Origin of the sequence: Luteitalea pratensis, assembly GCF_001618865.1 — a bacterium.
GTDB lineage: Bacteria > Acidobacteriota > Vicinamibacteria > Vicinamibacterales > Vicinamibacteraceae > Luteitalea > Luteitalea pratensis.
In genome coordinates this window covers 5,651,000-5,676,798 of the sequence record NZ_CP015136.1, presented here as the reverse complement: position 1 = coordinate 5,676,798, position 25,799 = coordinate 5,651,000, and the positions used below count along the sequence as shown (strand labels likewise).

Below are 25,799 nucleotides of genomic sequence, written 5' to 3'. Positions count from 1 at the left end.
GACCCGAGTATCGACCCCGTGAACCTGGCCCTTGGTCTGCCCCGCCTGCCGCGCGCCGCGCGGCGTCAGCTCGCGTCCCGCACGGCGCTGCATGCCTGGCTGCTCGATCTCCAGCGCCCCGCGACCGGGGCCGCTCTTGCACGGTTTCTCGTCCCCCGGCTGTCGGAATGGCTGCCACTCCAGGCCTGGGCGCTGGTGATTCCCGGACCGCACGGCCCGGAACGTGTGGGCCCCGCCCCCCGGGGACGACGGCTCGGACCGGCGGTCCTGGCCGTCGCCGACGCGGCGCTCCGCGCGCAGGCGCCCTGGAGTGCCGGCTCGATGCGCGCGGTGCTGCGAACCGGACCGGACGCTGCCGCTGTCGCGTGGCCCCTCCGCGGCCGAGAAGAAGTAGCGGGCGTGCTGGTCGGGATCGACAACACGCCGGCGCCGCGGCCGCCCGACGTGGTCAGGGCAGGCGAGGCGTTGTGGCGGGACGTCCTCGAGCCGATCGGCCTGGCGCTGGCTCGCGTGCGTCATCTGGATCGCCTGGAGGAGTTGGCGACGATTGACGACCTCACGGGGTTGTTCAACGCCAGGCACTTGCAGCACACCGTGGAACGCGAGCTCTCGCAGCTGGCGCGGACAGGCCGCCCGCTGTCGCTCGTGTTCCTGGATCTCGACGCCTTCAAGCGTGTCAACGACCGTCACGGCCACCTGCTGGGGAGCCAGACGCTCGTCGAAGTGGGGCAACTGCTGCGGGCCTGCGTCCGCCTGACCGACACTCCGGTGCGGTTCGGCGGCGACGAGTTCGTGGTCGTGCTGCCCGGGACCAGCCGGCGCGATGCCACAGGTGTGGCCCGCCGCATCCAGCAGCGGGTTGCTGCTGAAACGTTCTTGTCGGGAAGGGGAGTCGAGGTGCGCCTGACCGTGTCGGTCGGCGTTGCCTCGTTGAACCGCCCGACCTATTCGGCCGCCGAGCTGATCCGCACCGCCGACGAGGCGATGTACTGGGTCAAGCGGCACGGCCGCAACGGTATCAGGGCCGTCCTGCTCGGCAGAGGCGCCCGGAAAGGGAGTACGACCGAGTGAGCCTGCGTTCGCTGTTCTCGTTGTTTTCGAGTGACCTTGCCATCGACCTCGGCACGGCCAACACGTGCGTGTACGCGCGTGGCAAGGGCATTGTCGTCAACGAGCCCTCCATCGTCGCCATCAACAAGGTGAACGGCCGCATCGAGGCCGTCGGCAAGGAGGCCAAGGACATGCTCGGGCGCACCCCGGGCAACATCGTGGCCATCAAGCCGATGAAGGACGGCGTCATCGCCGACTTCGAGGTCACCGAGAAGATGCTCACGTACTTCATCAAGAAGGCGCACAACCGCAACGTGTGGGTGCGGCCGCGCATCGTGATCGGCGTGCCGAGCGAGATCACCCAGGTCGAGAAGCGGGCGGTGAAGGACAGCGCCTACCGGGCCAAGGCGAGCGAGGTGCACCTGGTCGAGGAGGCGATGGCCGCGGCGATCGGCGCCGGTATGCCGATCACCGAGCCCTCCGGCAACATGATCGTGGACATCGGTGGTGGCACGACCGACATCGCGGTCATCTCGCTGGCCGGGATCGTCTACAGCAAGGCCGTCCGCGTCGCCGGCAACGAGATGGACGAGGCGATCATCCAGTACATCAAGAAGACCTACAACCTGCTGATCGGCGAGCGCACCGCCGAGCAGATCAAGATGGAACTCGGTTCCGCGTTCCCGCTCGAGGATCCGAAGGAGATGGAGATCAAGGGGCGCCACCTCGTCGAAGGCGTGCCCAAGACCATCACCATCAGCGACAGCGAGATCCGCGGTGCCCTGGCCGAGACGGTCAACGTGATCGTCGATGCCGTACGCATCGCGCTCGAGCGCACGCCGCCGGAACTCTCGGCCGATATCGTCGATCGCGGCATCGTGCTCACCGGCGGCGGGTCGCTGCTCAAGAACCTCGACAAGCGGCTGCGAGAGGAGACCGGCCTGCCGGTGGCGATGGCGGAGGATCCGCTCTCGACGGTGGTGCTCGGTGCCGGCCGCATGCTGTCCGACTTCAACCTGCTGAGGAAGATTTCAATCGACTGACGCTGTCCAACGCCGAACGCCGAACGCCGAACGCCGAACCCGAATGCTGAATGCTGACCAAGAACGAAGGCCCAAGGCCGAAGGCCGAAGGCCGTCCGTGACCTGAGAGTGCTGACGAACGACCGCGGTCCCGTCCTCGAGTTCCAGAAGCGCACCGGCTACCTGCTGGTGGCGGCCCTGCTCGGCCATCTGTTGCTGATTTCGGCGCAGGTCAGCTCGCAGCAGGGCGCGAGCGTGCTCGAGACGACGATCTTCGGGGCGCTGTCGCGGGTGCAGGCGCTCACCGCCTGGGTCACGCAGGGAATGGCCGGCGCCTGGGGCAACTACGTCGCGCTCAAGGGCCACCGTACTCGCGCGGATGCACTGCAACTGCAGCTCGATCGCCTCGGCGTCGAACTTCAGCACGCCAACGCGCAAGCCCGCCGCGCTGAGCAGCTCGAACAACTGCTGCAGCTGCAGCGCACGGAACTGCCGGCGACGATGGCGGCGCGGGTGATTGCCGCTGATCCGGCGGCTGCGTTCCGAACGGTCACCATCGACAAAGGCGCGAACGACGGTGTCCACCGCGACATGGCGGTGTTGTCGCCGCTTGGCGTCGTCGGCCGGGTCATCGACGAGCCTGCGGCGCATGCCGCCAAGGTGCAGCTGATCATCGATCGCAACGCCGGGGCGGGCGCTTTCATCGATCGCAACGGGGCGGGTGGCGTCGTCGTCGGTGCCGACAGCGACGCGCCGCTGCGCATGGAGTACGTGTCGAACCTGTCCGACGTCGCAATCGGCGACCTGGTGATGACATCCGGGCTGGACGGCATCTACCCGCGTGGCTACGTGATCGGCCGCATCGAGAAAGTCGAGCGCGGATCCGGGCTCTACAAGTTGATCGCCATCCGCCCGCGGGTCGACTTCTCCTCGCTCGACACGGTGCTCCTGGTCAGCGGGCCACAGCCAGCGACGGCAACGCCGCCATCGAGGTCGAACCCGGCCCCCGGGGTGCCCGCCAAGTCAACTCCGGGGCCGTCTCTGCCTGCCGCGCCCGCACCCAGGCGGCCGGCGTCCCCACCGCCGCCAGCGGCGCCGTTGCCATGACGCGTCTGTTCCTGGCGGGTGTGGCCATCGTCGGCGCGCTGATGCTGCAGACGGTCGTCGGCTACCAGCTCTTCGGGCGGCTCATCGCCATCGACCTGGTGTTGGTCGTGGTGGTCTCGACGGCGCTGTTCTTCGGACCCACGGCCGGCATGGTGAGCGGTACCGTGGCAGGGCTCTGCCAGGACGCGTTGTCAGGTGGCGTGCTCGGCGTCGCTGGCCTCGCCAAGACGCTGGCCGGATTCGTTGCCGGCGTCATCGCGACGCAGTTCATCGTCAGCAGCGTCATCCCGCGGGGCGTCGTATTTTTTGCCATGACATGGCTGCACGGCGTGTGTTTCCTCGGACTGTACGCCATGATAGAGAGACACGGGATGGGCCGCCCCTGGCGGCAGCTGCTGGTGCAGAGCCTGCTCAATGCTGTCGTCGGCGTCGTGGCCACCCGCATGATCGAGCGCGGACCGGAGTGGTGGCGGCGACGCCAGTACACGCGACGCGCGGAAGGACGACGGCTGGTGCGCTGAGGCGCGCGGCCCTGACACGATGCTCGTCAACGAGGAACGCCTCAACCTGCCGCTGCGTCTGCGCGTGCTCCAGTGGAGCTTCGCCGTGGCCTTCCTCGTGCTGGCGACAGCGTTCTGGTACTTCCAGATTGCGCGTCACCAGCAGTTCCTCGAGATGGCGGAGAACAACCACCAGCGGGCGTTGCCCCTGGCGGCGCCGCGCGGGGTGCTGTTCGATCGGGGCGGCACGGTGCTGGTCGAAAACCGTTTCGCCTTCAACATCTCCATCGTTCGCGAGCAGACCAACGACCTCGAGCGGACCGCCCATGCCGTCGCGCAACTGACGGGCGCGTCGGTCGAAGCCATCCTCGAGGCCCTCGATCGCAACAAGCGGTTGCCCGCTTACCGGCCGATCGTGGTGCTGCGTGATGCGACCGAGGCGCAGATTGCGTCGGTCGCCGCGCACCGGCTCGAACTGCCGGGCGTCATCGTGGAGAAGGTGCCCACCCGTCGTTACCCGACCAACTCGATGGCGGCGCACCTGATCGGGTACGTCGGCGAGGTCACCGACGCCCAGCTGGCGCGGCCGGAATACAAGGACGTCCAGGGCGGGGCGATCGTGGGGCAGGCCGGTGTCGAGCAGACCTACAACCCGCTGCTGATGGGCGCCGATGGCGCCCGCCACGTGATCGTCAACAGCCGTGGCCGCGAGATCGACGTCCTCGGCGAAGAGGATCCGATCGAGGGGCGCCGCCTCCAGTTGACGATCGACGGCGACGTCCAGCGTGCCGCCGAGGAGGCCTTCAGGCACTACGGATTCCGCGGTGCCGCGATCGCGCTCGCGCCGTCGAGCGGCGAGGTGCTGGCGCTGTCGTCGCTGCCCGCCTACGACCCCAACGCCTTCGCGGCGGGCATCGGCCGCGAGGAATGGAACGGCCTGCTGACCGACCCGCTTCGGCCGCTGAACAACCGCGCCATCCAGGGCCGCTATTCGCCCGGGTCGACGTTCAAGATCGCCGTGGCGGTGGCAGGTCTCGAAGAAGGCGTGGTCACGCCGGAGACTCGCGTGTTCTGCAGTGGCGGCGCAACCTTCTACGGACGCTACTTCAAGTGTCACAAGGCCGGCGGCCATGGGTCGGTCGCGATGCGTGAGGCGCTGGAGAAGTCGTGCAACGTCTACTTCTACACGCTCGGCAACATGCTCGGCGTCGACCGCATCCACAAGTGGGCGACCGCGCTCGGGCTCGGCGAGATGAGTGGCGTCGACCTGCCGCACGAAACGCGGGGCATCATGCCGTCCACCGCGTGGAAGAAGCAGCGGACGGGCGAGAAGTGGTACGCCGGCGAGACGATCTCGGTGTCGATCGGCCAGGGTCAGGTGTCGGTGACGCCCATCTCGCTCGCCGTGATGATGGCGTCGGTGGCCAACGGCGGCACCCGGATCGTGCCGCACATGGTGCGGGCGATCGACAACGGCAAGGGCTGGGAGCAACTCCCGCCGCCGGAAGGTCAGAAGGACCTCGGGTTGTCACACGTCGACGTCGTCCGTGAAGGGCTGTGGATGGTGGTCAACGGTGCAGGCACCGGCGGCCGCGGCAGGATCGTCGGCTACGACGTTGGCGGCAAGACCGGCACCGCCCAGGTCATCTCCAACCAGGGCAAGGCCCGCGCCCGTGGCGACCGCGATCTGCGCGATCACGGCTGGTTCGTGTTCTTCGCGCCGGCGAAGAATCCGACCATTGCCGGCGTCGTGTTCGCCGAGCACGCCGAGCACGGTTACTTTGCCGCGCCGATCGCGAAATACATGATGGAGACGTGGTTCGCCAAGCAGGAAGGGCGGCCCCTGCCGACGCTGCCGCCGCTGCCTGGGACACCGGTCCCGCCGGGCGTGCCGTTGCCGGCCGAGGTCGTCGCGGCGCAGCACCGCGCGCCGTCCACGCCGGTGACACCCACCCCCGGTGGTGTCGAGCCATGATGCCCGTTCGACCGGACGCTGACCGCCGGATGGCCGGGCTCGGAGAGCCGGCCCTACCGTCCCGGATCTTCGGTACCTGGTGCCCGGCACCCGGCACCCTGTGCCCGATGTCCGACTCCGGACTCCCGACTCCCGACTCCCGGAGTCGAACCGATGTTTGAACAACGCCTCTACAAGCACCTCGACTGGAGCCTGTTGGGGGCCGTGCTCCTGCTGTGCGCCTTCGGCCTGGTGATGATCTACAGCACGACGTACGACCCGATCCGCGGGCACGTCGGCCGCGAGTTCTATACCCAGTTGTCCGCCGTCGGGATCGGCCTGGTAGCGCTGACGGTGATGCTCCTGATCGACTACCGGACGCTCTCGGAGTACGCGCCGGTCTTCTACGGCGGTGTCGCCGTCCTGCTGACCTATGTCCTCTTCTTCGGCGTCGTGGCGGGCGGATCCCGGCGCTGGATTTCACTGGTCGTCTTCAACCTGCAGCCCTCAGAGTTTGCCAAGGCGGCACTCGCGTTGCTGCTCGCCACGTGGTTCGGTCAGGACAAACTCTCGGCGCTGCGCCGCGGCGACCTTGCGGTTGCCGGCGGCGTGCTGCTGCTGCCGTTCCTCCTCGTCGCGCGCCAGCCGGACCTCGGCTCGGCGGTCACGTTGCTGCCGGTCGCGGGCGGGATCGCCTACGCGGCCGGCCTCCGCCTGCGGCTCATCGGCTATGCCCTCCTGGTGTTCGTGCTGCTCACCCCGGTCGCATGGGTGTATGGGCTGAAGGACTACCAGCGCTCGCGCGTCGTCACTTTCCTGGATCCCTCGCAGGACGCCCGCGGCGCGGGCTACCAGCAGATCCAGGCGCGCATCACCGTCGGGTCGGGCGGCCTGACGGGCAAGGGCTTCCTCAACGGCACGCAGGGCCAGTACAAGTTCCTGCCCGTCGCCCACAACGACTTCGTCTATTCCGTGCTCGCCGAGGAGCACGGCTTCATCGGCGTGCTCGCCACGCTGGGGTTGTACCTGTTCGTGCTGCTCCGCTCGCTGGAGGCGGCGCGGCTCGCACGGGATCGCATCGGGGCCTACCTGGTGGTGGGCCTGATCTCGTGTTTTGCCTTCCAGGTGATTTACAACATCGCGATGTCGGCCGGCCTTGCGCCGGTCAAGGGGCTCACCCTGCCCCTGATGAGCTACGGCGGATCGTCGATGATCGCCACGCTCACGAGTTTCGGCTGCATCCTCAACGTCCGGATGCGGCGGTTCGCGAATTGATGGTGACCACGTCCGTCCTCTTCGTGTGGCAGATGGTGCTGCGACTGCTCGGCCTGACCCTCGGGTCGCGAGCGTCGCACCCATCGCCGGGGTGCGCTCGCGCGCTCGAACTCGTCGAGGTCGCCGATGGCGCCGGGAGCATGCGGCATGACCAAGGAGATGATTGTCTCCGCGACCGACCGCGAGACCGCGGTCGCCATTCTCGAGGACGACCAGGTCGTCGAGTTCTTCATGGAGCGGGAGCGCCAGCAGGGCGTGGTCGGGAACGTCTACAAGGGACGCGTCTCGAAAGTCCTGCCCGGGATGCAGTCCTCGTTCATCGATCTTGGGCTCGAGCGTGACGGGTTCCTCTATGTCTCCGACGTCATCACCCCGGCCGAAGCGCTCGAGGACGACCCCGACGAGCCCTCCATCCCTGCCGACGATGTAGCGGCCGGACTGGTCGCGCAGGCTGACGACGGCGACGGGCCAGACGAGACGGGCGCCGACGGCGGGGAGGCGCGGGGCGCCAACGGCGAGGCCGCCGGCGTGGCTGGCAAGGGCGGGGACCGGCGGCAGCGGCAGGAGCGCGCCGCCCAGCCGAACATCGAGGACCTGCTCAAGGAAGGGCAGGACGTGCTGGTGCAGGTCGTCAAGGAGCCGATCGGCACCAAGGGCGCGCGCATCACCTCGCACGTGACGATTCCCGGCCGGTTCCTGGTGTTCATGCCGACCGTCGATCACATCGGTGTCTCCCGCAAGATCGAGTCGCGCGAGGAACGTGCCCGCCTTCGGGGCATCGTCCGGCAGTTCCGCGAAGCGCACGCGTTCAACGGCGGGGTGATCATCCGGACTGCCGCAGCCAACCGCCCCGACGCCGACATCCTCGGCGACCTCGAGTACTTCCACCAGGTGTGGAAGGAGATCAAGCACAAGTCGGAAACGCAGCGGGCACCGGCGGTCATCTACCGCGAGCAGAGCCTCGTCGCCAAGCTGTTGCGCGATCTCCTCACCGACGAGTTCAGCGTCATCCGCATCGACTCGGCGGACGAACACCGCCGCGTCACCGCGCTCGTCGAGCGGATCATGCCGGCGATGCTGCCGCGCGTGAAGCTCTACACGCGCGACTATCCGATCTTCGAGGAGTACGGCGTTCGCACCGAGATCGACAAGGCGCTGCGGAGCAAGGTGTGGCTGAAGTCCGGTGGCTACATCGTCATCAACCAGACCGAGGCGCTGGTCGCGATCGACGTCAACACCGGACGCTATGTCGGCAAGAAGACGACGGGACGGCTCGAGGACACCATCCTCAAGACGAACATGGAGGCGGTGAAGGAGATCGTGCGGCAGTTGCGGCTGCGCGACATGGGCGGCATCGTCGTCCTCGACTTCATCGACATGGAGGACAAGAAGAACCGGCAGAAGGTCTTCCAGACGCTCGAGCAGGAACTGCGCCGCGACCGCGCCCCGAGCAAGGCCATCCAGGTCTCGGATTTCGGGCTGATCATCATCACTCGCAAGCGAGTGAAGCAGAGCCTCGAGCGCCTGATGACCGACACGTGCCCCTACTGCACGGGCACCGGCACCATCAAGTCCAGTGCGACGGTGTGCCAGGAAATCCTCAACGAGATGCGCAAGGTCGGCAACGATCTCGACGGCCGCGGCGTATTGCTGCGCGTCAATCCCGAGATCGCCGAGGCGCTGCAGGGAGACGAGCGCGGGGTGCTTCGGGAGGTGGAGCAGGTGGTCGGACGCAAGGTCACCGTCCGCCCGGATGCCTACCTGCACCACGAGCAGTTCGACGTCATGTCTTTGTGAAGATTGGGTAGGGCCCGCTCTCCGAGCGCGGCCCGTCACCGGAGGCGCAGGGAAAAGCATGCACATATTTCGTCTGCTCACGATCGTATCGGCGGTGTTCGTCCTGGGGCTGACGGCATCGGCTCGACAAGGGCCGGCACCAGCGCCGGGCGGACCTGGGAGCGGTCGCGCGCCGACCTCGACAGTGCAGCAGATACCCCGGACACCGGACGTGGATCAGGCGGCCCACGACCGCGGGCGGGCCATCTGGGCGCGTGAGTGCGTCGACTGCCATGGCGGCCAGGCCCGGGGTTCAGACACCGGGCCCAACATCATCCGCACGAAGACGGTCAACTTCGACCGATCGTCACCCACTCCCGGCAGCGTCCTCGGGCCGTTCCTGAAGGCAGGACACCCGACCCAGAGCGGCAAGCCCAGCGCCTCGTTCACCGCCGAGGAGATCGCGGGTCTTGCCAACTTCGTGCGACAACGCGTCAACGACACGATGCGAGGCTCGCCGGTCTTCACGGTCGGCGACATCCTCGTCGGCGATCGAGCCGCCGGCCAGAAGTACTTCGAGGGCGCCGGCCGGTGCACGTCGTGTCACAACGACAGCACTCGCCCCCTTGCCGGCATCGGTGGCCGCGTGCCGGCGCCGGTCGACATCCAGCAGCGGCTGCTGTTTCCCGGCAGTGGCGGCGCCGGTGGCGGCCGTGGAGCGGCGGCGCCAACGGGCGCTGCGGCGATCACCGTCACGATCACGCCGGCCACAGGCCCGGAGATCTTGGGTGTCCTCGTCGAACAGAGTGACTTCTTCGTCACCCTGCGACAGGCCGACGGCACCGTCCGGGCCGTCCGCAGGGCGCCAGATACCAGGATCGTCCTGACCAATCCCCTGCAAGCGCACATCGACCTGCTCGACGTGATCACCGACACCCAGGTCCACGATCTGGTGGCCTACCTGGAGTCCCTGAAATGAGGTACCTGAGTGGCGTCCTCGCGGCCGCGTGCCTGGCGACCACGGTGGTTGCCCAGCAGGGGGGCCTGACGGTCGAGCAGATACTCGCGCCGTCGCCCTCGTCCTGGCCGACCTACAACGGCGACTACTCTGGCCGGCGCTTCAGTGCGCTTGCCAGGATCACCGATCACAACGTGCAGCATCTCAGCCTCGCCTGGTTGTACGACCTGCCAGGCGGCGGCACGATCAAGGCGACGCCGCTGCAGGTGGACGGCGTGCTCTATTTCACGATTCCCGATCACGCCTATGCGGTGGAGGCGAGGACCGGCCGCGAGTTGTGGCACTACACCTGGACGCGCAATCGCGGCGGGATTCACATCGGCAATCGTGGTGTCGCCGTCCTCGGCGACTCGTTGTACTTCGTGACGCCCGATTGCAATCTCGTGGCGCTCGACGTCAAGACCGGCAAGGAGCGCTGGTTCAAGGAGTACTGCTCGACCGAGATGGTCTACTACGGCTCGGTCGCGCCGGTCGTCGTGAAGGACAAGCTGATTGTCGGCGTCAGCGGCGACGACCTCGACATGCCGGCCTATCTCGACGCGCGCAACCCGAAGGACGGCGAGTTGATCTGGCGCTGGTACGTGACGCCGCAGAAGGCCGGTGACCCTGGGCTCGACACGTGGCCGAGCCTCGACATGGCGCAGCACGGCGGCGGCATGACATGGCAGCCGATCACCTACGACTCGGCGCTGAGCACCATCTACGTCACGACCGGCAACCCCCAGCCGGTCGTCGCGTACAAGAACCGCGAGGGTGCCAATCTCTACACGGCTTCGCTCGTGGCGCTCGACGCCGATACCGGCAAGATGAAGTGGCATTTCCAGGCATCCCCGCAGGACACGCACGATTGGGATGCCACGCAGACCCCGGTGCTCATCGACGGCACGGTCGAGGGCCGACCCCGCAAGCTCGTAGCGATGGCATCTCGCAATGGACACTTTTTCGTGCTCGACCGGACCACCGGCAAGAACGTCGTGTCGTCGGAGTACGTGAAGACGAACTGGTCGCTCGGCTACGACGAAAAGGGCCAGCCGATCCCGAACCCGGCCAAGAAGCCACAGGTCGCTGGCGCGCTCGTGACGCCGAACCAGGGCGGCGCGACCAACTGGTTCTCGCCCAGCTTCAGCCCGCAGACGGGGCTGTTCTACGTCAATGCTACGCGGGCCTTCAGCGTCTGGTACATCTACGACGCGAGCGACAACCCGATGGGCTGGGGCGGCACCGACCGTGGCGGGTACGCCGAGCAGGGACAGCTCAAGGCCATCGATTACCGCACCGGCAAGGTCCGGTGGAGCGTGCCCCGCTACGGCGGCAATTCCGGCCTGTTGTCCACCGCCGGCAACGTCGTCTTCGGTTCCGGTGGCAACGGCCTTGCCGCCTTCAATGCAACGACCGGCGAGGCCCTGTGGGACTCGCGGATCGGCAACGTGACCAATGGGCCGATCACCTACGAACTCGATGGACGGCAGTATGTGATTGCCGGCGCTGGCGGCCGGCTCGCCGCCTTCGTGCTCAACCCATGATGCGCAGCAGGACAGGGCAGCAGCACGTGCGTGGCCAGGGCACGGCGTTGGCCGTCGTCGTTGCCGCATGGGCCAGTTCGGTCGCCTGGGTGGCGTCTCCCTGGCCCGCGGCGCCGGCGGCGCAACAATCTCCGGCGATGCCGCCGGCCGGCGCCGCCCCGGTGTCGGAGCCGCCCGAGGCCTTCCGGCGTGTGTGCATCAAGTGCCACACCTCCGACCGGGTCGTGCAGGGCCGCCGGTTCCGCCCCCAGTGGGAGGAACTGATCGAGCAGATGGTCTCGCGCGGCGCCGTCGTCAACGACGAGGACTTCGAGGTGATCATCGGCTACCTGGTGAGTGAGTTCGGCCGTGTGCGCGTCAATACCGCGACCGCACCCGAACTGGCCTCGGTGCTGCACCTCGAAGCCGCAGAGGCCGACGCGATCGTCACAGCCCGGCGCGCGGCCGGCCGCTTCGCGGACTTCGACGCGCTCGTGGCCGCGCCAGGCGTACCCGTGGCCGCACTCACGACACGCCGCGACGCGCTGTTCTTCTGACGGCTTCGCGGAACGTGAACAAGGGACAAGGGAAAACGAAGAAAGTCCCTTGTCCCTTGTCGCCCCGGTGACGTGTTCCTCGTCCCTTCTCCCTTGTACTGAAACAGGAACGGCCGCCATCGAGGCGGCCGTTCTGTTGTTCCTTGGCGGCCGCGGTGTGCGGCCGTTCTTGGCGTTTACGCCGGGACCAGGTGCACGAGGTAGTGGGTGCCGCCCTTGTTGACCCACACGCGCACGTACTCGTTGTCCTTCAGCATCTCCACCTTCACACCGCCCGCGGCTGGCGCGCTGCCCTTGGCGACGTTCTTGATCTCGCTGCTCGGGACCACGCTCACCACTTCGCGGCCCACGACCTTGCCACCCTTCACGAATTCGACCCAGCGCTCGTAGGGCTTGGTCGCACCCGTCGGGGCAGGCGGTTCCTCGCCAGTCAGGCGCAGCTGATAGCTGCCCGCCGGGAGGGCTTCGCCATTGGCCTTGACGGCGCGGCTCAAGCGCACGGTGCCGAGGGCCGTCGTGCCGGACGGCAACGCTGCGGTATCGGCAGCGGCCGTCGCGGGCTGCGTGTTCGGCGCCTTGTGCTGGGCCGAAAGAGGAGCCGTGGTCGTCGCCAGCGCGAACGCGCCTGCAGCGAGCACGCCGGTCAGTCCAGCCATGTGTCTACGCGTCATCAGTTGCCTCCTGCCTTTCGGGCCAATTATAGGCACACGACGGGGCATTCTGAAGCCAATCCAAGGACCAGTCCCGAAAAATCTGGCAATGGCCGGGTTACGGCTTCCTGACGACCTTGATGTCGCCAGTGAAGGTCGTCAGGTCGAAATAGGCTGATCCGTCACCGACGGTGCCGCGGACCTGGTTCGATCCGACCGTTCCCGGCCGAGTCGGGACGTCACTCGAGACCTCGCCCTTGACGGTGTTGGCCTCGAACTCGAACCCTGCCGCGCCGGTGAAGACGAAGATGTCGCCGGCGTGCGACTTGAGCTCGTAACGCCCTGCTTTCCGTGGCACGGACGCAAACTCGATGTCGCCCGTGACGGTCCGCACCAACGCCCGTTCCGACGAGGATTCCCGGACCTGGACGTTGCCGCTGACGCTGCCCAGCGTGAGCGACCCCGCCTTGACCCCGGACGTGATCACGTTGCCGCTCACCGACTGCAGGTTGGCGTCCCCCTGGACGACGCTATGCGAAAGCATCACGTCACCCGACATGCTGCGGAGCATCCGCACCCGCGAGAGCGCCTCGCCCACGACGTCGCCGGCCATGGCCTCGACGCGAACGTCCCCGCCCACGTTGCTGAGCCGCACGTTGCCCTGCATGTTCTTGAGTTCGAGCGCCGTACCGGAAGGCAGCGTGATCTCGTAGTCGGTGCGCAGGCGGATCCTGGAGACCCGCGGCGGCTGCGACGGCATCGGCATGGTGGCGCGGACCTCGACCCGGTTGGCGTGCTCGGTGACGTCCACCTCGATCGACTTCAGCAACTGCTCGGTGTCGGCCCCGCGACTCTGGACCTTTCGCACGATGGACAGACGCCCTTCGCGGCCCTTCGCGCCGACCACCACGACGTCCCCCAGCATGTTGACCACATCGAGCGTGATGCCCTCGCCGCCCTTGAACAGGCGGACGATGGCCTCGCCGTCGACCCAGCCCCGATCGCCCTCGCGCCAGACCTTGCGCTCGATGGCGCGATTCTCAGGGCGCGGGGGACGCGGCGGCGGGACCGGGGCCGGTGCGGGAACAGGAGCCGGTGCGGCCGGGGGAGGCGTCTGCGGCGTCGCCGCCGGCTGGCTCGGCGCGGCGTGGGGCCCGTCTGCCGCGCTCAGCAGCGGCGCCTCGGATCCCACCGCCTCGGTCAGCGCGTCAGCACTCGCGGCGGGTGGCCACATCGCCACCAGCACGCCCGCACACATCAGTCCCCGCCAGGTCCCACGCATGATCGTCATCCCTTGTTCAGCCCCGGGGCAATCGCCGTCGCACGTGTCGGGTTGCCCTTTCGCATCTCGTTCATCAGCGAAATCGTGTCCTGCAGCAGCGCCACCTTGCGGCGGAACGCGTCAAACAGGCTCTCCTGCGCCAACTGGCTCTGCGGGTCCGTGCGCAGCGCCTGCCGGCTGTCATCGATTGCCTGGTCGATGATTTCCAGGTTCTCCTTGACCGTCGCCATCACGGTCGGATCGATGGGCGAGTCGCTCTCGCTGGCGACGCGCTCGAGCCCGGCAATGGCGTTCTCGTAGTGCTTCGCGGCCAGGTCCAGCTCGCTTTCGATCGAACTCACGATGGCGTCACTGCCGGCGTCGGCCGGCGCGGCCGCGACCGCGGGTGCCGGTGGCGTGGCCGTCGTCAGGGAGCGCCGCAGGACCAGCAACGACCCGGCGATCACCATCAGGAGCGTGGCGGCCAGCGCCGCCCAGCGCCAGTCGATGCGTGAGGACCGTGGGGCGGCGTCGACGGCGGCGGCCGCGGCGCGTTCGAACTCCGGGTCGGCCTCGAGCCGCGCCGACACCCGTTCCCACACCCGGGGCGACGGGCCCTCGACACCGATCAGGCGCAGTTCGGCCTGCAGCCGACGAGCATCGGCGACCATCGCTTCGCACTCCGGGCAGGTCGCCAGGTGCGCGTCGAGCGCCTCGGCGTCCGCGCGACCGAGCGTGCCCACGAGCTGCGCATCCAGCGCCTGCTGTATGTCCTGGCACTTCACGCCCGTGACCCTCCTGTTACGACCCGTCCGAGCAGGCCCCGCAGGCGCATGCGCGCCTTGTGGACCTGCGACTTCGACGTGCCTTCCGCAATGCCGAGCATCGAGGCGATTTCCCGATGCTCGAATCCCTCGACGTCATGCAGCAGGAAGGCAGCCCGGCACCCGGCGGGCAACTCCCGCAAGGCGCGTTCGAGGTCGAGCCGGTGCAGCACGCCCCCGCCTGCCTCGGTCGTGGCCCGGGCCGGCGGCAGCTCGTCGTCCAGCCACTCGGTTTGCTGGTCGTTGCGGCGCGCCTTGCTGCGCAGGCGGTCGAGGCAGGCATTCACCCCGAGCCGGTACAGCCACGTGCCGAGCGAGGCATCCCCCTTGAAGGATGACAGCTTCCGGAATGCCAGCAGGAAGATTTCCTGCAGCATGTCCTCGGCGTCCTCGGCGTGGCCGAGCATCCGATATGCCACTGCGTACAGGCGCGTGCTGTGCACGCGGTACAACTCTTCGAACGCCGTCAGATCTCCTGCGCGGCATCTGGCGGCGAGCCGCACGTCGGCGGCATGACTCGTCACTGGCATCTTGGACGGTGGGCTCGTGAGCAACGTTGCCCGGAGGTGGCTAGAGAGACGAGTTCGTGCCCCGCGGAGTTCGACGGCCGGACTCCGTCAGAGTGGAATTCACCCCGTCTCAAGGCGCAGGTCTCAAGCAAACACCCGCATTCTGGATTCCGGACTGAGACGTGAGACCTGAGTCCTGAGACCTGAGCCCTGAGCCCTGAGCCCTGAGCCCTGAGCCCTGAGACCTGAGTCCTGAGACCTGAGTCCTGACTCCTGAGACCTGAGACCTGAGTCCTGAGACTGTCAAAGGTTGAACCTGACCGCGGCAAAATTCCTGATCCGCCGGCCGACGACCGTCAGTCCCTCGGCGCGCAGCAGCGAGGCCTTCAGCGACTCATGACCGCCGTACCCGCCGAGCGCCCCCCCAGCCGCGACCACGCGATGGGCGGGGATCTGGCGGGGGCCGCAGTTGGCCATCAGGGTACCCACCGCGCGGGCCGCGCCGGGTCGCCCCGCCGCCGCCGCCACGTCCCCGTACGTCGCCACCCGTCCTGCCGGAATCGCCCGGACGGCGTCGAACACCCGATTGGCGAACGGCTTCGGGGTCGAACGCGTCCCCCGCGCCGGCATTCGTCGAGGGCTCGATCGCGCGTCGTCTCGCGTCCTGACTGCCCGATTCTCTGCTCGCCTGTGCTGTTCGCTCATGCCAGCATCACTGACCGTCGACCTGAAGGTCGACGGCTACGGAAGCAGGAACTCCCGGGAAGATCACTGACCGTCGAGCAAGCTCGACGGCTACACGCAGCCCGTGCCGAACGCCGAATCAGTCGGGGACTCTTGATTCCCGACTCCCGACTCCCTAGAACGCGAACACGACGCGGACGCGCACCTGGGGGCCGCCCAGGTCGGTCTCGTCGTAGTACGCCGAGACGCCGCCAGTGCCGATCGCATCGGGCACCCACCGGTACAGGACGTCCGCGATTGCGCCCAGGTGTGGGCTGAATGGCAGCTCGATGCCGCCCAGCACGTGATAGCTGCCGTGCGACTCGTCCACGTCGTCTTCCGAACTGGCAAACTCCGACGTTTCCCTGTACTGCTGGAACCCGAAGCCTCCGCCCGCGAACGGCACCGGCCGAAGGCGGGGCTTGCCCGACGCCGTGAACGACGGCCGGCCCTCCATGCGCCATCCGATCGACACGTCGATTGGCAAGACCGTCACCTCCGTGGCGATGCCGAGATCGACGATGTCGCCGGCGTCTGTGACGAAGACGCGCGTCCCGTCCGCCGCGAAGCGCGAGATGCTGACGTCGACGAACAGGTTGCGCCCGAGCAGCACACCGCCACCGCCGCCGAAGACGACACCGCTCGACGAGTCGAGCACGGCCGAGAAGCTGTCCGACGCGGTGAACGACTGGAACCCGACCAGGCCGAACAATCGCGGCCGCACGGACAGGCCGGGCGGGCGCGGGGGCGGCGCGTCGTCTGGCGGCTGTGTCGTGTCGTCGATCGTGACCGGGTCCGTCGGTGTCGGAGGCCGATCCGTGGGCCGTTCGGTCGGGACAGGCGGAGGCGTCGGTGGCTGAGCCGATGCAGGACCCACGCAGAGCGCCGACGCCAGCGTAAGGGCGCTCAGCAGCGAGCGCGGGCGCCTCGCCCTCACTTCGCGATCCCCAGGCCTCTGAGCGTCGCGCGAGCGTCCACCACGCCAAACCCGTACTCGTTGTCGCGGCCAGCGGTGCCGCGGTCGTTCGCGAACTGCCGGATCGCGGCCTCGATCGCCGCCGGGCTGCGGATCCCCTGGGACTGCAGGAGGGCAGCCAGCCCCGCAACGTGCGGCGAAGCCATCGACGTGCCCTGGTAGGCGTCGTCTTCGAGGAGATCGAAGCGAGGCGCGAGCTGGTTGAGGCTGATGCTGGCGGGGCGGTACGTCTGTTGCCAGATGCGCCCAGCGGCGCCGCCGACACGCGTGTTGCCTCCCGGCGCCGCGATCTCGATGAAGTCACCGGTCGTCGAGTAGTACGCGTGATTGAGGTCCTGGCCGACGGCCGCGACGGCCATCACGCCGTTGATGTCCTTGGCATAGAGGGCGGGATACCCGGGCTGATTGCCCTCCTCGAAGTCGTTGCCGCCGGACAGGGCGACGAAGGCCCCTCGCGACACCGCGTACTGCAGGGCGCTCTGCGTGGCTGCGGCAGGCGATTCACCGCCGATGCTGATGTTGATCACCTTCGCGCCGTTGTCGGCCGCATACCGGATGGCGCGCGATTCGTCCGACGTGAAACAGACGCCACCCTGGAATGTCGGCGGGAGCGTGGACACGCCGTCCTCGGCGAGCAGGAACAGCACCTCCCACTCCCCGAGACACACCTTGAGCGGCATGATGCGCGCGCTGTAGGCCACGCCGACCCCGCTCTCCGCGTTGGCCAACTGCCCGACGGTGCCGGTCACGTGGGTACCGTGGCCGTCCATGTCGTAGGGCAGGTCGTCCTCGTAGAAGAAGTCGTACGGCGCGACGAGGCGGTTGCTGGACACGATGTCGGTGCTGCGCGCGAAGGGCACGTCGACGATCTGCAGCCGCCCGTTGAAGAAGCGCGGAAACCGCAGCACGTCGTTGGCCATCGCGAGGCCGCTGTCGATCACGGCAACGACGACATCGTGGGCGCCGTCGTTGATGTCCCATGCGCGCTCGAGGTTCATGGCCCGCATGTTCCATTGCCGCCCGAACGACGGGTCGCTGGGGGTGACCTCGAGGTGGTGGATCGCGTCGGGTTCGGCGTATTCCACCTCCGGGCGCGCGGCGAGCGCGGCAGCCAGCGTGGGGACATCGGCATCGAGCGGCACGTCGACGTAGGCGAAGTCGGTGTAGACGTCACCAGCGCGCAGGGCGGTGGCCGTGCCGGGCAGCGCCTGCGTCACGGCCGACGCCTGGGCCTGCGTGGGTAGCCCGGCCCGGAACTTCACGAGCACGCGGCCGGGTACGTAGTCGGTTCCGAGACGCGCCGCGGCCCGCAGTCGCACCGCGATGTCGGCGCGCGGGCTGCGCGTGAAGGCGGGCTCCTGGGCGGCGAGCACCAGGCTCAGTGCCGTCACCAGGACCAGCCCCATGAGGATCACCGATCGACGCATGGAGAGTCTCTTTCCTGTGTGGGCCTGGATGGCGACCATCCCGTGCCGATGTCGATGTGGCTGCCGCATTGTCGGTGTCGGCGCTCGACACGGTCAAGGCGAGGTCGACGCCTGACGGCCCTCCTGCGTCTGTGGCGGCTCGTCTGCAGCGGCCAATCCCGGCGGGCGCGACAGCGCATCGACCCGCGTGGCGCCGTCCGCGGCCGGCAGGATCACGCCGAGCAGCCGGCCGAGCGTGGGCGCCACGTCGGCAGGGCTGGCCGTGGCGGTGTAGCGGCCGCGCCTGAACTGCGGCCCGGCGAAGACCAGCGGCACGTGCTGGTCGTAGCTGTACGGCGTGCCATGCGTGGCGGCGATCCGGTAAGGAAACCAGTACGGATCGGTGATGAAGGTGATGTCGCCCGATCGGCCCCCGTACGCGCTCAACCTGGCGGCGTGTGCCATCGGGTCGGAGGCGGCTTCGTACCGTCCCGCGAGCAGGTCGGTGGTGCGCCAGGCGCGGGCGATGCCGTCGACCTGCTCGAGCGACGTCCTGACCGCATCCCATTCGTGCTGGTCGAGCGCAGCCAGCTTCGCCGCCGCGTCCCTGGACAGGTAGATCTCGGATCCCGTGTTGCTGTCGAGGACGCTGCCGCCGAGGGCAGCCGTCAGCACCGTGCTGACCGTCTTTCGATCCACCACGCCGCCGCCGAGACCGAGCGCCTGCATCTGCTGGGGAATCGGGCCGACACCGTGGTCGGAGGTGAGGGCGATGGCGTAACGATCGCGGCCGACCTGGCGGTCGAGTTCCGCCAGCAGCGTGCCGATGGTCTCGTCGAGCCGCACGAGGATGTCCTGCACCTCGTGGCTGCGCGGCCCGTAGGCGTGCCCGACGGTGTCGAGCGCGGAGAAGCTCACCGCGAGGAAGTCGGTGCCCTGCCCCTGTCCGAGCTTGAGGTCGGCCACGGCCGCCGCGGCCATGCGGCCCAGGTATGCATCCGCGAACGGGCTCATCTGCCACGTGCCGTAGAAGGAAGGATCGACCTGGCCGTCGACCGGCGGCGCCGTGAGGCGGTGCGGGAACGCGGCGCCGAAGCCGGTTTCGCCAACGCCCAGATCCTCGTAGAGGTAGGAGGTGGGCGGCAGGGATCGCTCCCAGACCGCCTCGACATCGGCTTCCACCGGGTGCGCCGCGACGTACCGCTCGAGGAACGGCACGCGGCCCGGGCCGCCCATCGCCGGCGACGTCACGAAGCCGCGCGGGCCGTCGAACCAGGTCGAGAGCGCCGATCGGTGCCCCGCGAGCGACAGCGCCGCGCGCGCCTTGATCGACATGGTCACCACCTGCGGCGCGACGCCAAGCTGCGCTCGCATCTCGTCGGCCAGTGTCGGCGTCGCGAGCCGGATGCTGCTGTCCCCGGTGCGCGCGGGCGTCGTCCCGTAGGACACGTTGGTGATCGACGGGTCCTCGGTGCACGCCACGTCGCGCCCCAGGGCGCGGTCGAACCAGGCGTTCGAGATCATCCCGTGCGTCTGCGGCGTGGCACCGGTCCCGATCGTGGCGTGGCCGGCGCAGGTCGTCGTGCTCGCGTACCGGTACGCCGCTTCCGTGTAATAGGCGCCCTCGTCGAAGAGGCGGCGCAGCCCGTGCCGCCACTGGTGTCCGTACTTGTCGACGTAATCACCGCGGAACTGGTCCACGACCAGGATGACGACCAGGGCTGGGCGCGCCGGTGAATCCACGGCGGGCGTGGCGGCCTGGGGGGCGGCCGGCAACGCCGACACCACCAGGGCCAGGAGCCCGAGCGTCACCCGACCGGCAAGGAAACGAACGGCGGCTGCAGTCATGCGGGGCACACTGGGATCTAGAGCCGCGTCAGCAGGTACTTCTTGCGGAACGAGCGCTGCAGCCATTTGTTGGCAGCAGCCTGGCTGGTCACGCGCATCGCGGCCGGATCGTAGTTCAGTGTCTCGTTGGGGAAGTGTTCCGCGACGCTGCCGAGCAGCACCGCCTCCGTGACCAATTGTGCGTAGTCGAAGCCGGCCGAACACGTGGTGCCCGGACCCGTGAGGACGGCGTCGAGGAACTCGTGGTAGTGGTTGCGCGCCGCCGGCGTGGGCACGGTGCGCGAGGCGAACGTGCTCGCGGGGTGCAGCGTCGGCGGGCCGATGTGCGGCAGCAGGATCGCGCCGTCGGTCCCGATGATCACCGCGCCCGATCCCGGCACGGTGCCGCCAACGGCGGCCGCGACGTTCTGCGGCGGACGCACCGCGCCGTCGTACCACCAGAAATCGAGCGTGCTGCCTGCGGTCAGCGACGTCCCGGGGAAGACCAGCTTGATCTTCGCGTCGATGGGCCAGTTGCCGTACACAGCGCCGGGTCCGTACGAGGTCACCGAGGCGGGCAGGTACAGGTTCACACCGCGGATGGGCGTGCTGAAGATGTGGCAGCCCATGTCGCCGAGGGTGCCGGTGCCGAAGCCGACCCGCTTGCGCCAGTTGCCCGGATGGTAGACGTCCGTCTTGAACGGACGCTTCTCGCTGACGCCGAGCCACAGGTCCCAATCGAGCATCGGCGGTATGGGATCGGACCCGGCCGGGATCGGCGACATGTCGCCCCACGTCTTGTCACAGAACGTGTGGACCTCGGTGATCTTGCCGATGACGCCACTGCGGATCATCTGCTCGGTTGCCAGTTGCGTCGGGTGCGACGAGATCTGGATCCCCATCTGCGAGACGAGCCGCTTCTCGCGCGCGGCTGCGGCCAGCATGCGGGTCTCGCGCACCGTCGTCGCCAGTGGCTTCTGCACGTACACGTGCTTGCCGTACGACATCGCCGCCATCGCGATGGGGGCGTGCATGTGGTCGGGCGTCGACACGTTGACCGAGTCGAGGTTGTCCGCTTCCTTGTGCAGCAGTTCGCGCCAGTCCTGGTAGACCCGCACGTTCGGGAACAGCTTCTTGACCTGCTCGGTCCGCGACAGGTCCGCGTCGGCCACCGCCACGAGGTCGAACGCGGGATGGCTCGAGAAACTGCGGATGTCGGACATCGCCATGCCGGACGCACCGAAGCTGGCATGACGGACCTTGCGCGCGGCCTGCGCCTGCACCGCCCGGGCCGCCAGCGGCAGGGCCGCGGATGCCACGGTGAGTTCCTGCAGGAAACGGCGGCGGCTGAGGGAAGACGGCATCTGTAAAAACCTCCGAAAAACAGGGCGCGGGGCCGCCACATGCGGTCCGCGCGCATCTAGTGTGTACGAAGAATCGCCATGAAGGTAGGGACCGCTCTCCGAGCGGTCCATGTCAGCGCCCTCGAGGAGATGGACGCCTCGGAGAGGCGTCCCTACCGTCGAATGGGTGTGCGGCTCAGGGGCAGGACGCACAGGGCTGCCGCGCAGAGGTTGGCCACGAGGCTGCCGGTCAGGACGGCATCGCCTGCCACCCTCGGCAGCCACCCGAGGAGGTGCGCCAGGTCGAGAACGGCGCGCCCGAGGAACGCCGCGGCGATCCAGGCCAGTGCCGCCCGCGGGTCCCGCACCAGCGTCATCAGCGCCACGCCGGCGACCAGGACCGCGCATGCCATGTCGAAGGCCGCGACGGGGCCCGGTGCGGAGGCGGCGAGGCCGGCCACGAATGCCGCCGAAAACGCGAGCAGCACCGCCGCGGCCTGCGCCAGCCGAAGCTCCGCGACGACGCGGTGCGGGGCGTGCCCTGGAATGCGCACGGTTTGCCAGGTGAGCACCGCCAGAGCTGCCACGAGCGTGCCGGCGCCAGCAAACAAGGCCCGGCCTGCTTCAGATCCCATCGCGGAACGTCACGCGCCCGCCCCGGATCGTGACCAGCGGCCGCGCATCACGAACACGAGCGGGCACGACCTGCATGATGTCGTCTGACAGCACGAGCAGGTCGGCGAGCATGCCTGGTCGCAGCATCCCCAGTTCCTGCTCGAGGTGTGCGGCATACGCGGCGCCGGCCGAGACGCTGTGCAGCGCCTCGGCGCGCGTCAGTCGCTGGTCGGGCATCCAGCCGCCCGGAGGCTGTCCCTGGGCATCCTGTCTCGTGATGGCGGCGTAGAAGCCGAACATCGGATTGGGTTCCTCGACGGGGAAATCGGAACCGTTGGCCAGGTGCGCACCGCTGCGTCGCAAGGCCTGCCACATGTACGCACCGTCGCGCGTGCGGGCGGCGCCGATCCGCTTCTCCACCCACGGCATGTCGGATGTGGCATGCGTCGTCTGCACCGAGGCGATCACGTCGAGGGCCGCGAACCGTGGAATGTCGCCTGCCCGCAGGATCTGCGCATGTTCGTCGCGCATGCGGAGCGCACGGCTGCCGGGCACCTCGCGCTGCAACTGCTCGAACAGGTCCAGGACAGCAGTGTTGGCGCGATCGCCGATGGCGTGCACGCAGGGCTGGTAGCCGGCCCTCACTGCGGCCAGCGCCTGCGTGTGGAGGTCGGCGGGCGCGGTCACAAGCAGGCCCCGCGTGCCGGGGTCGTCGCTGTACGGCTCGTGCAGCGCAGCGCCACGCGACCCGAGTGCGCCGTCGGCCACCAGTTTCACCGCGCGCACCGTCAGGAGGTGGCTGGCGTAGTCGAGCACAGGTGGTGGCAGTGTCTCGCCTGTTCTCGGCGGCCGGAGCATCACGTACAGGCGTGTCTTCAGCGTGCCATCGTCGGCGGCGGCGCGGTACACCGCGACATCGTCCCAGGCGACGCCTGCGTCATGCACCGTCGTCAGTCCGAGGCTGGCGGCGACGTCGTCGGCGAGGCGCAACTGTGCGCGTCGCGCCGCGACGTCGGCTGGCGGGATGTGGCGCGCCACCAGGTTCATCGCGGTGTCGACCAACACCCCGGCCGGCGCCCCTCCCGCACCACGGATGACGCGGCCCCCGGCAGGATCAGCCACGGTCGCGGTGAGGCCCGCGGCGCGCACCGCTGCCGTGTTCACCCACGCGGCGTGGCCGTCGACGCGGCTCAGGTAGACGGGATGGTCCGGCGTTGCGGCATCGAGTTGAGCGGCGGTCGGCCAGGCGGTGTCGGCCCAGTCGTTCTGGTCCCATCCGCGGCCGCGGAGCCATTGCCCCGTCGGCACCTGTTGCGCACGCACCCGCACGGCGTCGATGACCGCCTGCGCGCTCGTCGTGCCGCGCAGGTCCACCTCCTGCAGGCTCTGGCCGAGACCGAGCACGTGACCGTGCGCGTCGTGCAGCCCGGGGATCACCGCGCGACCGCCGGCGTCGATCACCTGCGTCGCGGGTCCACGGAGGGCGAGCGCCTCCGCATCGGTGCCGACGACGACGATGCGATCGCCGCGGATCGCGACAGCCTGTGCTTCCGGGCGTGTCTCGTCCACCGTGTAGACACGCGCGTGGACGACCACGAGATCGGCTGGTGCCGCCGCGGGTTGCGTCAGCCGCGTGAACGATACGCCGCCAGCCACCATCAGCGAGAGGAGCAAGGACAATCCGCGCACGGCCGGCAGTATACTTGCGCCTCCTCATGCGTGCGGTCGACATCATTCGCGCCAAGCGCGACGGCAATTCGCTCACCCGCGAACAGATCGGCTGGATGATCGGTGGCGCGAGCGATGGCTCCGTCCCTGACTACCAGTTGTCGGCGTGGCTGATGGCCGTGTGGCTGCGCGGCATGTCCCCTGAAGAAACGGCCTGGTTGACCGACGCGATGGTGCGATCGGGCGTGCGTGTCGATTTGTCAGCCATCAAGGGCGTCAAGGTCGACAAGCACAGCACCGGCGGTGTCGGTGACAAGACGTCGCTGATCATCGCGCCCGTCGTCGCTGCCCTCGGCGTGCCGGTACCGATGATGTCGGGCCGAGGGCTCGGGCACACGGGCGGCACGCTCGACAAGCTCGAAAGCATCAGCGGCTTCAGGACCCGACTCACGCTCGACGAGTTCCGTGCGCAGGTCGCCGATCTCGGGTGCGCGCTCATCGGCCAGACCGACGAAGTGGCCCCTGCCGACCGGACGCTCTACGCGCTGCGCGACGTGACCGCGACCGTCGAGAGCCTGCCGCTGATCTGTGCCTCGATCCTGAGCAAGAAGATCGCCGAGGGCATCGATGCCCTGGTGCTCGACGTGAAGACGGGCAGCGGTGCGTTCATGGCACGCGAGGAAGACGCGCGGGCGCTGGCCGACGCGCTCGTCGCGCTGGCGGAGCGCTCCGGTCTTCGCGTCGCGGCCCTGCTCACGCAGATGGACGTGCCACTCGGGCGCACGATCGGCAACGCCCTCGAAGTGCGTGAGTGTATCGAGGTCCTTCGCGGCGCCGGCCCTGCGGACCTCGTCGCACTGTCGGTGGAACTCGCGGCGTTGATGGTGTGGCTCGGTCACGGCGCGTCGTCGCTCGACGCCGCCAGGACGGCCGTGCGCGGCGCACTCGCCGATGGCAGCGGCCTCGCTACGTTCCGCGCCATCGTGCAGCGGCAGGGCGGCGACGTCGGCATGATCGACCAACCCTCCACGCTGCCGCAGGCGCCGGTGCGCGAGACGCTTGTCGCGCCGTCCGACGGCTACGTGGCCCGCTATGACGCCGGCTTGCTCGGGCGGGCCGCGGTGCAACTCGGCGCCGGCCGTGCGAAGAGCGCCGACGTCGTCGATCCGGCGGTCGGGTTCGACCTCCTCGCGGTGCCCGGCGATCAGGTCCCAGCGGGCGCGCCGTTGATCGCCATCCACGCGCGGACCACGGCCGACGTCGACGCGGTGCGGCCGATGCTGACTGAGGCGCTCACCATGGCCGATGCTGCTCCGGCGCCTCGTGTCCTCATCCTGGATCGGCTTGGCCTGGCTCGATCGGCCTGACACATCATGAGTGAACTCCTGTCCGCCCTCGACACGGCGGTATCGGTCCTCCGCCAGCGCGCCGGCCCGTCTCCCGACGTGGCGGTCGTGCTCGGTTCAGGTCTCGGCGACTTCGCCGACACGCTCGGTGACCCGATCGTGTTGCCGTATGCGTCCATACCCGAGTGGCCTTCGTCGGCGGTGATCGGCCATGCGGGAAAGCTGGTCGTCGGCACGCATGCGTCCGGCGCACGTGTCGCGGCGCTCGCCGGGCGCGCCCACTTGTATGAAGGCCACCACGTCTCGCGTGCGGTCTTCGGCGTCCGGGCCATGGTGCGATGGGGCGTACCGCGCGTGGTGTTGACCAACGCCGCCGGCGGGATCAATACCGCGTTCATGCAGGGCGCGCTGATGTTGATCGACGACCACATCAACATGCTCGGCACCAACCCGCTCGTCGGCCCGAATCTCGACGAACTGGGTCTCCGATTCCCGGACATGACCTACGTGTACGACCGCGACCTTCGTGCCATGGCCATGGAGGCCGCCGCCGCCGTCGGCGTGCCGCTGCAGCGAGGGGTCTACCTGGCGACGCTTGGACCCAGCTACGAGACGCCGGCGGAGATCCGGGCGTTTCGCGTGCTCGGCGCCGACGCAGTGGGCATGTCAACGGTGCCCGAGGCCATAGCCGCGCGGCACATGGGCGCCGCCGTAGCGGGCATCTCGTGCATCACCAACCCCGCCGCCGGCGTCGTGGACGAACCGCTCAACCACAACGACGTGATGGAGACGGCCAGCCGCGTCCGCGGCCAGTTCATCGCGTTGCTCGATGCGTTCATCGCTCGCATGGTGCCGCGCCGGTAGTCGGCGCGTCCCAGTCCCGCGTCCAA

The 25,799-nt window shown here is 68.7% G+C and carries 23 protein-coding genes; 12 read left to right on the top strand and 11 right to left on the bottom strand.

What is annotated here, in order from left to right:
* The first annotated feature begins 18 nt into the window (after positions 1-18).
* The 10 genes from LuPra_RS23790 to LuPra_RS23745 all read left to right on the top strand — a co-directional run bounded on the left by LuPra_RS23790 (position 19) and on the right by LuPra_RS23745 (position 11,761).
* Positions 19-1,071: a GGDEF domain-containing protein gene (locus LuPra_RS23790; RefSeq protein WP_110173069.1), complete on the top strand. Its 1,053-nt coding sequence runs from the start codon at positions 19-21 to the stop codon at positions 1,069-1,071.
* The gene (locus tag LuPra_RS23785; RefSeq protein WP_110173068.1) at positions 1,068-2,093 is read left to right on the top strand and encodes a rod shape-determining protein; all 1,026 of its coding nucleotides are present in this window, start codon (positions 1,068-1,070) and stop codon (positions 2,091-2,093) included. The genes LuPra_RS23790 and LuPra_RS23785 overlap by 4 nt, the downstream gene beginning before the upstream one ends.
* A 108-nt stretch (positions 2,094-2,201) precedes the next feature.
* Positions 2,202-3,179, top strand: coding sequence for a rod shape-determining protein MreC (mreC, locus tag LuPra_RS23780; protein ID WP_157899599.1), 978 nt, complete (start codon positions 2,202-2,204; stop codon positions 3,177-3,179).
* Complete coding sequence (gene mreD / locus LuPra_RS23775; RefSeq protein ID WP_110173066.1) at positions 3,176-3,700, top strand: rod shape-determining protein MreD; 525 nt, start codon at positions 3,176-3,178, stop codon at positions 3,698-3,700. Before mreC ends, mreD begins: the two co-directional genes overlap by 4 nt.
* A gap of 19 nt (positions 3,701-3,719) precedes the next feature.
* Positions 3,720-5,654 carry a penicillin-binding protein 2 gene (gene mrdA / locus LuPra_RS23770; RefSeq protein ID WP_110173065.1) on the top strand — a complete coding sequence of 645 codons (1,935 nt, stop codon included), beginning with the start codon at positions 3,720-3,722 and terminating at the stop codon, positions 5,652-5,654.
* Positions 5,655-5,807: 153 nt separating this feature from the next.
* Positions 5,808-6,908, top strand: a complete 1,101-nt coding sequence (gene rodA / locus LuPra_RS23765) for a rod shape-determining protein RodA (RefSeq protein WP_110173064.1) — start codon at positions 5,808-5,810, stop codon at positions 6,906-6,908.
* Positions 6,909-7,055: 147 nt separating this feature from the next.
* Entirely contained in the window at positions 7,056-8,705 is a 1,650-nt protein-coding gene (locus tag LuPra_RS23760; protein ID WP_157899598.1) for an Rne/Rng family ribonuclease, read from the top strand.
* A gap of 58 nt (positions 8,706-8,763) precedes the next feature.
* Positions 8,764-9,663: a c-type cytochrome gene (locus LuPra_RS23755; RefSeq protein ID WP_157899597.1), complete on the top strand. Its 900-nt coding sequence runs from the start codon at positions 8,764-8,766 to the stop codon at positions 9,661-9,663.
* Positions 9,660-11,225 (top strand): acido-empty-quinoprotein group A, encoded by a 1,566-nt coding sequence (locus tag LuPra_RS23750; protein WP_110173061.1) that lies wholly within the window; start codon positions 9,660-9,662, stop codon positions 11,223-11,225. Before LuPra_RS23755 ends, LuPra_RS23750 begins: the two co-directional genes overlap by 4 nt.
* Entirely contained in the window at positions 11,222-11,761 is a 540-nt protein-coding gene (locus tag LuPra_RS23745) for a ComEA family DNA-binding protein (RefSeq protein ID WP_110173060.1), read from the top strand. The genes LuPra_RS23750 and LuPra_RS23745 overlap by 4 nt, the downstream gene beginning before the upstream one ends.
* Positions 11,762-11,937: 176 nt before the next feature.
* Here LuPra_RS23745 and LuPra_RS23740 read toward each other — a convergent pair whose 3' ends face one another.
* The 11 genes from LuPra_RS23740 to LuPra_RS23690 form a co-directional block, all read right to left on the bottom strand.
* Positions 11,938-12,432 (bottom strand): hypothetical protein, encoded by a 495-nt coding sequence (locus LuPra_RS23740; RefSeq protein ID WP_157899596.1) that lies wholly within the window; start codon positions 12,430-12,432, stop codon positions 11,938-11,940.
* 97 nt (positions 12,433-12,529) lie between these two features.
* Positions 12,530-13,693, bottom strand: a complete 1,164-nt coding sequence (locus tag LuPra_RS23735; protein ID WP_157899595.1) for a DUF4097 family beta strand repeat-containing protein — start codon at positions 13,691-13,693, stop codon at positions 12,530-12,532.
* Between the two features lie 5 nt (positions 13,694-13,698).
* On the bottom strand, positions 13,699-14,457 hold the full coding sequence (locus LuPra_RS23730; protein ID WP_157899594.1) for an anti-sigma factor: 759 nt from the start codon (positions 14,455-14,457) through the stop codon (positions 13,699-13,701).
* On the bottom strand, positions 14,454-15,026 hold the full coding sequence (locus LuPra_RS23725; RefSeq protein WP_110173056.1) for an RNA polymerase sigma factor: 573 nt from the start codon (positions 15,024-15,026) through the stop codon (positions 14,454-14,456). Before LuPra_RS23725 ends, LuPra_RS23730 begins: the two co-directional genes overlap by 4 nt.
* Before the next feature lie 282 nt (positions 15,027-15,308).
* On the bottom strand, positions 15,309-15,635 hold the full coding sequence (locus LuPra_RS23715; RefSeq protein ID WP_234800527.1) for a methylated-DNA--[protein]-cysteine S-methyltransferase: 327 nt from the start codon (positions 15,633-15,635) through the stop codon (positions 15,309-15,311).
* Positions 15,636-15,864: 229 nt separating this feature from the next.
* On the bottom strand, positions 15,865-16,452 hold the full coding sequence (locus tag LuPra_RS23710; protein ID WP_157899593.1) for a hypothetical protein: 588 nt from the start codon (positions 16,450-16,452) through the stop codon (positions 15,865-15,867).
* A 209-nt stretch (positions 16,453-16,661) separates the two neighbouring features.
* Complete coding sequence (locus LuPra_RS23705) at positions 16,662-18,131, bottom strand: S8 family serine peptidase (RefSeq protein WP_157899592.1); 1,470 nt, start codon at positions 18,129-18,131, stop codon at positions 16,662-16,664.
* Between the two features lie 93 nt (positions 18,132-18,224).
* On the bottom strand, positions 18,225-19,958 hold the full coding sequence (locus LuPra_RS23700) for an alkaline phosphatase family protein (RefSeq protein WP_157899591.1): 1,734 nt from the start codon (positions 19,956-19,958) through the stop codon (positions 18,225-18,227).
* Between the two features lie 17 nt (positions 19,959-19,975).
* Entirely contained in the window at positions 19,976-21,301 is a 1,326-nt protein-coding gene (locus tag LuPra_RS23695) for a Gfo/Idh/MocA family protein (RefSeq protein ID WP_157899590.1), read from the bottom strand.
* A gap of 152 nt (positions 21,302-21,453) precedes the next feature.
* On the bottom strand, positions 21,454-21,915 hold the full coding sequence (locus LuPra_RS32245) for a hypothetical protein (RefSeq protein WP_157899589.1): 462 nt from the start codon (positions 21,913-21,915) through the stop codon (positions 21,454-21,456).
* Positions 21,905-23,584: an amidohydrolase gene (locus tag LuPra_RS23690; RefSeq protein WP_110173049.1), complete on the bottom strand. Its 1,680-nt coding sequence runs from the start codon at positions 23,582-23,584 to the stop codon at positions 21,905-21,907. Before LuPra_RS23690 ends, LuPra_RS32245 begins: the two co-directional genes overlap by 11 nt.
* A 26-nt stretch (positions 23,585-23,610) precedes the next feature.
* Between LuPra_RS23690 and LuPra_RS23685 the strand changes: the two genes are divergently transcribed.
* Together LuPra_RS23685 and LuPra_RS23680 are read left to right on the top strand one after the other, a co-directional pair.
* Positions 23,611-24,930: a thymidine phosphorylase gene (locus LuPra_RS23685; protein ID WP_110173048.1), complete on the top strand. Its 1,320-nt coding sequence runs from the start codon at positions 23,611-23,613 to the stop codon at positions 24,928-24,930.
* Between the two features lie 6 nt (positions 24,931-24,936).
* A complete protein-coding gene (locus LuPra_RS23680; protein ID WP_110173047.1) occupies positions 24,937-25,773 on the top strand; it encodes a purine-nucleoside phosphorylase in 837 nt (278 codons plus the stop codon).
* Positions 25,774-25,799 lie beyond the last annotated feature (26 nt).

Bases quoted from the DNA above. Each gene is read 5' to 3' on its own strand.
- mreD (WP_110173066.1), top strand. From the start codon at position 3,176: ATGACGCGTCTGTTCCTGGCGGGTGTGGCCATCGTCGGCGCGCTGATG.
- mrdA (WP_110173065.1), top strand. From the start codon at position 3,720: ATGCTCGTCAACGAGGAACGCCTCAACCTGCCGCTGCGTCTGCGCGTG.
- rodA (WP_110173064.1), top strand. From the start codon at position 5,808: ATGTTTGAACAACGCCTCTACAAGCACCTCGACTGGAGCCTGTTGGGG.
- LuPra_RS23760 (WP_157899598.1), top strand. From the start codon at position 7,056: ATGACCAAGGAGATGATTGTCTCCGCGACCGACCGCGAGACCGCGGTC.
- LuPra_RS23755 (WP_157899597.1), top strand. From the start codon at position 8,764: ATGCACATATTTCGTCTGCTCACGATCGTATCGGCGGTGTTCGTCCTG.
- LuPra_RS23750 (WP_110173061.1), top strand. From the start codon at position 9,660: ATGAGGTACCTGAGTGGCGTCCTCGCGGCCGCGTGCCTGGCGACCACG.
- LuPra_RS23745 (WP_110173060.1), top strand. From the start codon at position 11,222: ATGATGCGCAGCAGGACAGGGCAGCAGCACGTGCGTGGCCAGGGCACG.
- LuPra_RS23740 (WP_157899596.1), bottom strand. From the start codon at position 12,432: ATGACGCGTAGACACATGGCTGGACTGACCGGCGTGCTCGCTGCAGGC.
- LuPra_RS23735 (WP_157899595.1), bottom strand. From the start codon at position 13,693: ATGCGTGGGACCTGGCGGGGACTGATGTGTGCGGGCGTGCTGGTGGCG.
- LuPra_RS23725 (WP_110173056.1), bottom strand. From the start codon at position 15,026: ATGCCAGTGACGAGTCATGCCGCCGACGTGCGGCTCGCCGCCAGATGC.
- LuPra_RS23715 (WP_234800527.1), bottom strand. From the start codon at position 15,635: ATGCCGGCGCGGGGGACGCGTTCGACCCCGAAGCCGTTCGCCAATCGG.
- LuPra_RS23705 (WP_157899592.1), bottom strand. From the start codon at position 18,131: ATGCGTCGATCGGTGATCCTCATGGGGCTGGTCCTGGTGACGGCACTG.
- LuPra_RS23700 (WP_157899591.1), bottom strand. From the start codon at position 19,958: ATGACTGCAGCCGCCGTTCGTTTCCTTGCCGGTCGGGTGACGCTCGGG.
- LuPra_RS23695 (WP_157899590.1), bottom strand. From the start codon at position 21,301: ATGCCGTCTTCCCTCAGCCGCCGCCGTTTCCTGCAGGAACTCACCGTG.
- LuPra_RS32245 (WP_157899589.1), bottom strand. From the start codon at position 21,915: ATGGGATCTGAAGCAGGCCGGGCCTTGTTTGCTGGCGCCGGCACGCTC.
- LuPra_RS23685 (WP_110173048.1), top strand. From the start codon at position 23,611: ATGCGTGCGGTCGACATCATTCGCGCCAAGCGCGACGGCAATTCGCTC.
- LuPra_RS23680 (WP_110173047.1), top strand. From the start codon at position 24,937: ATGAGTGAACTCCTGTCCGCCCTCGACACGGCGGTATCGGTCCTCCGC.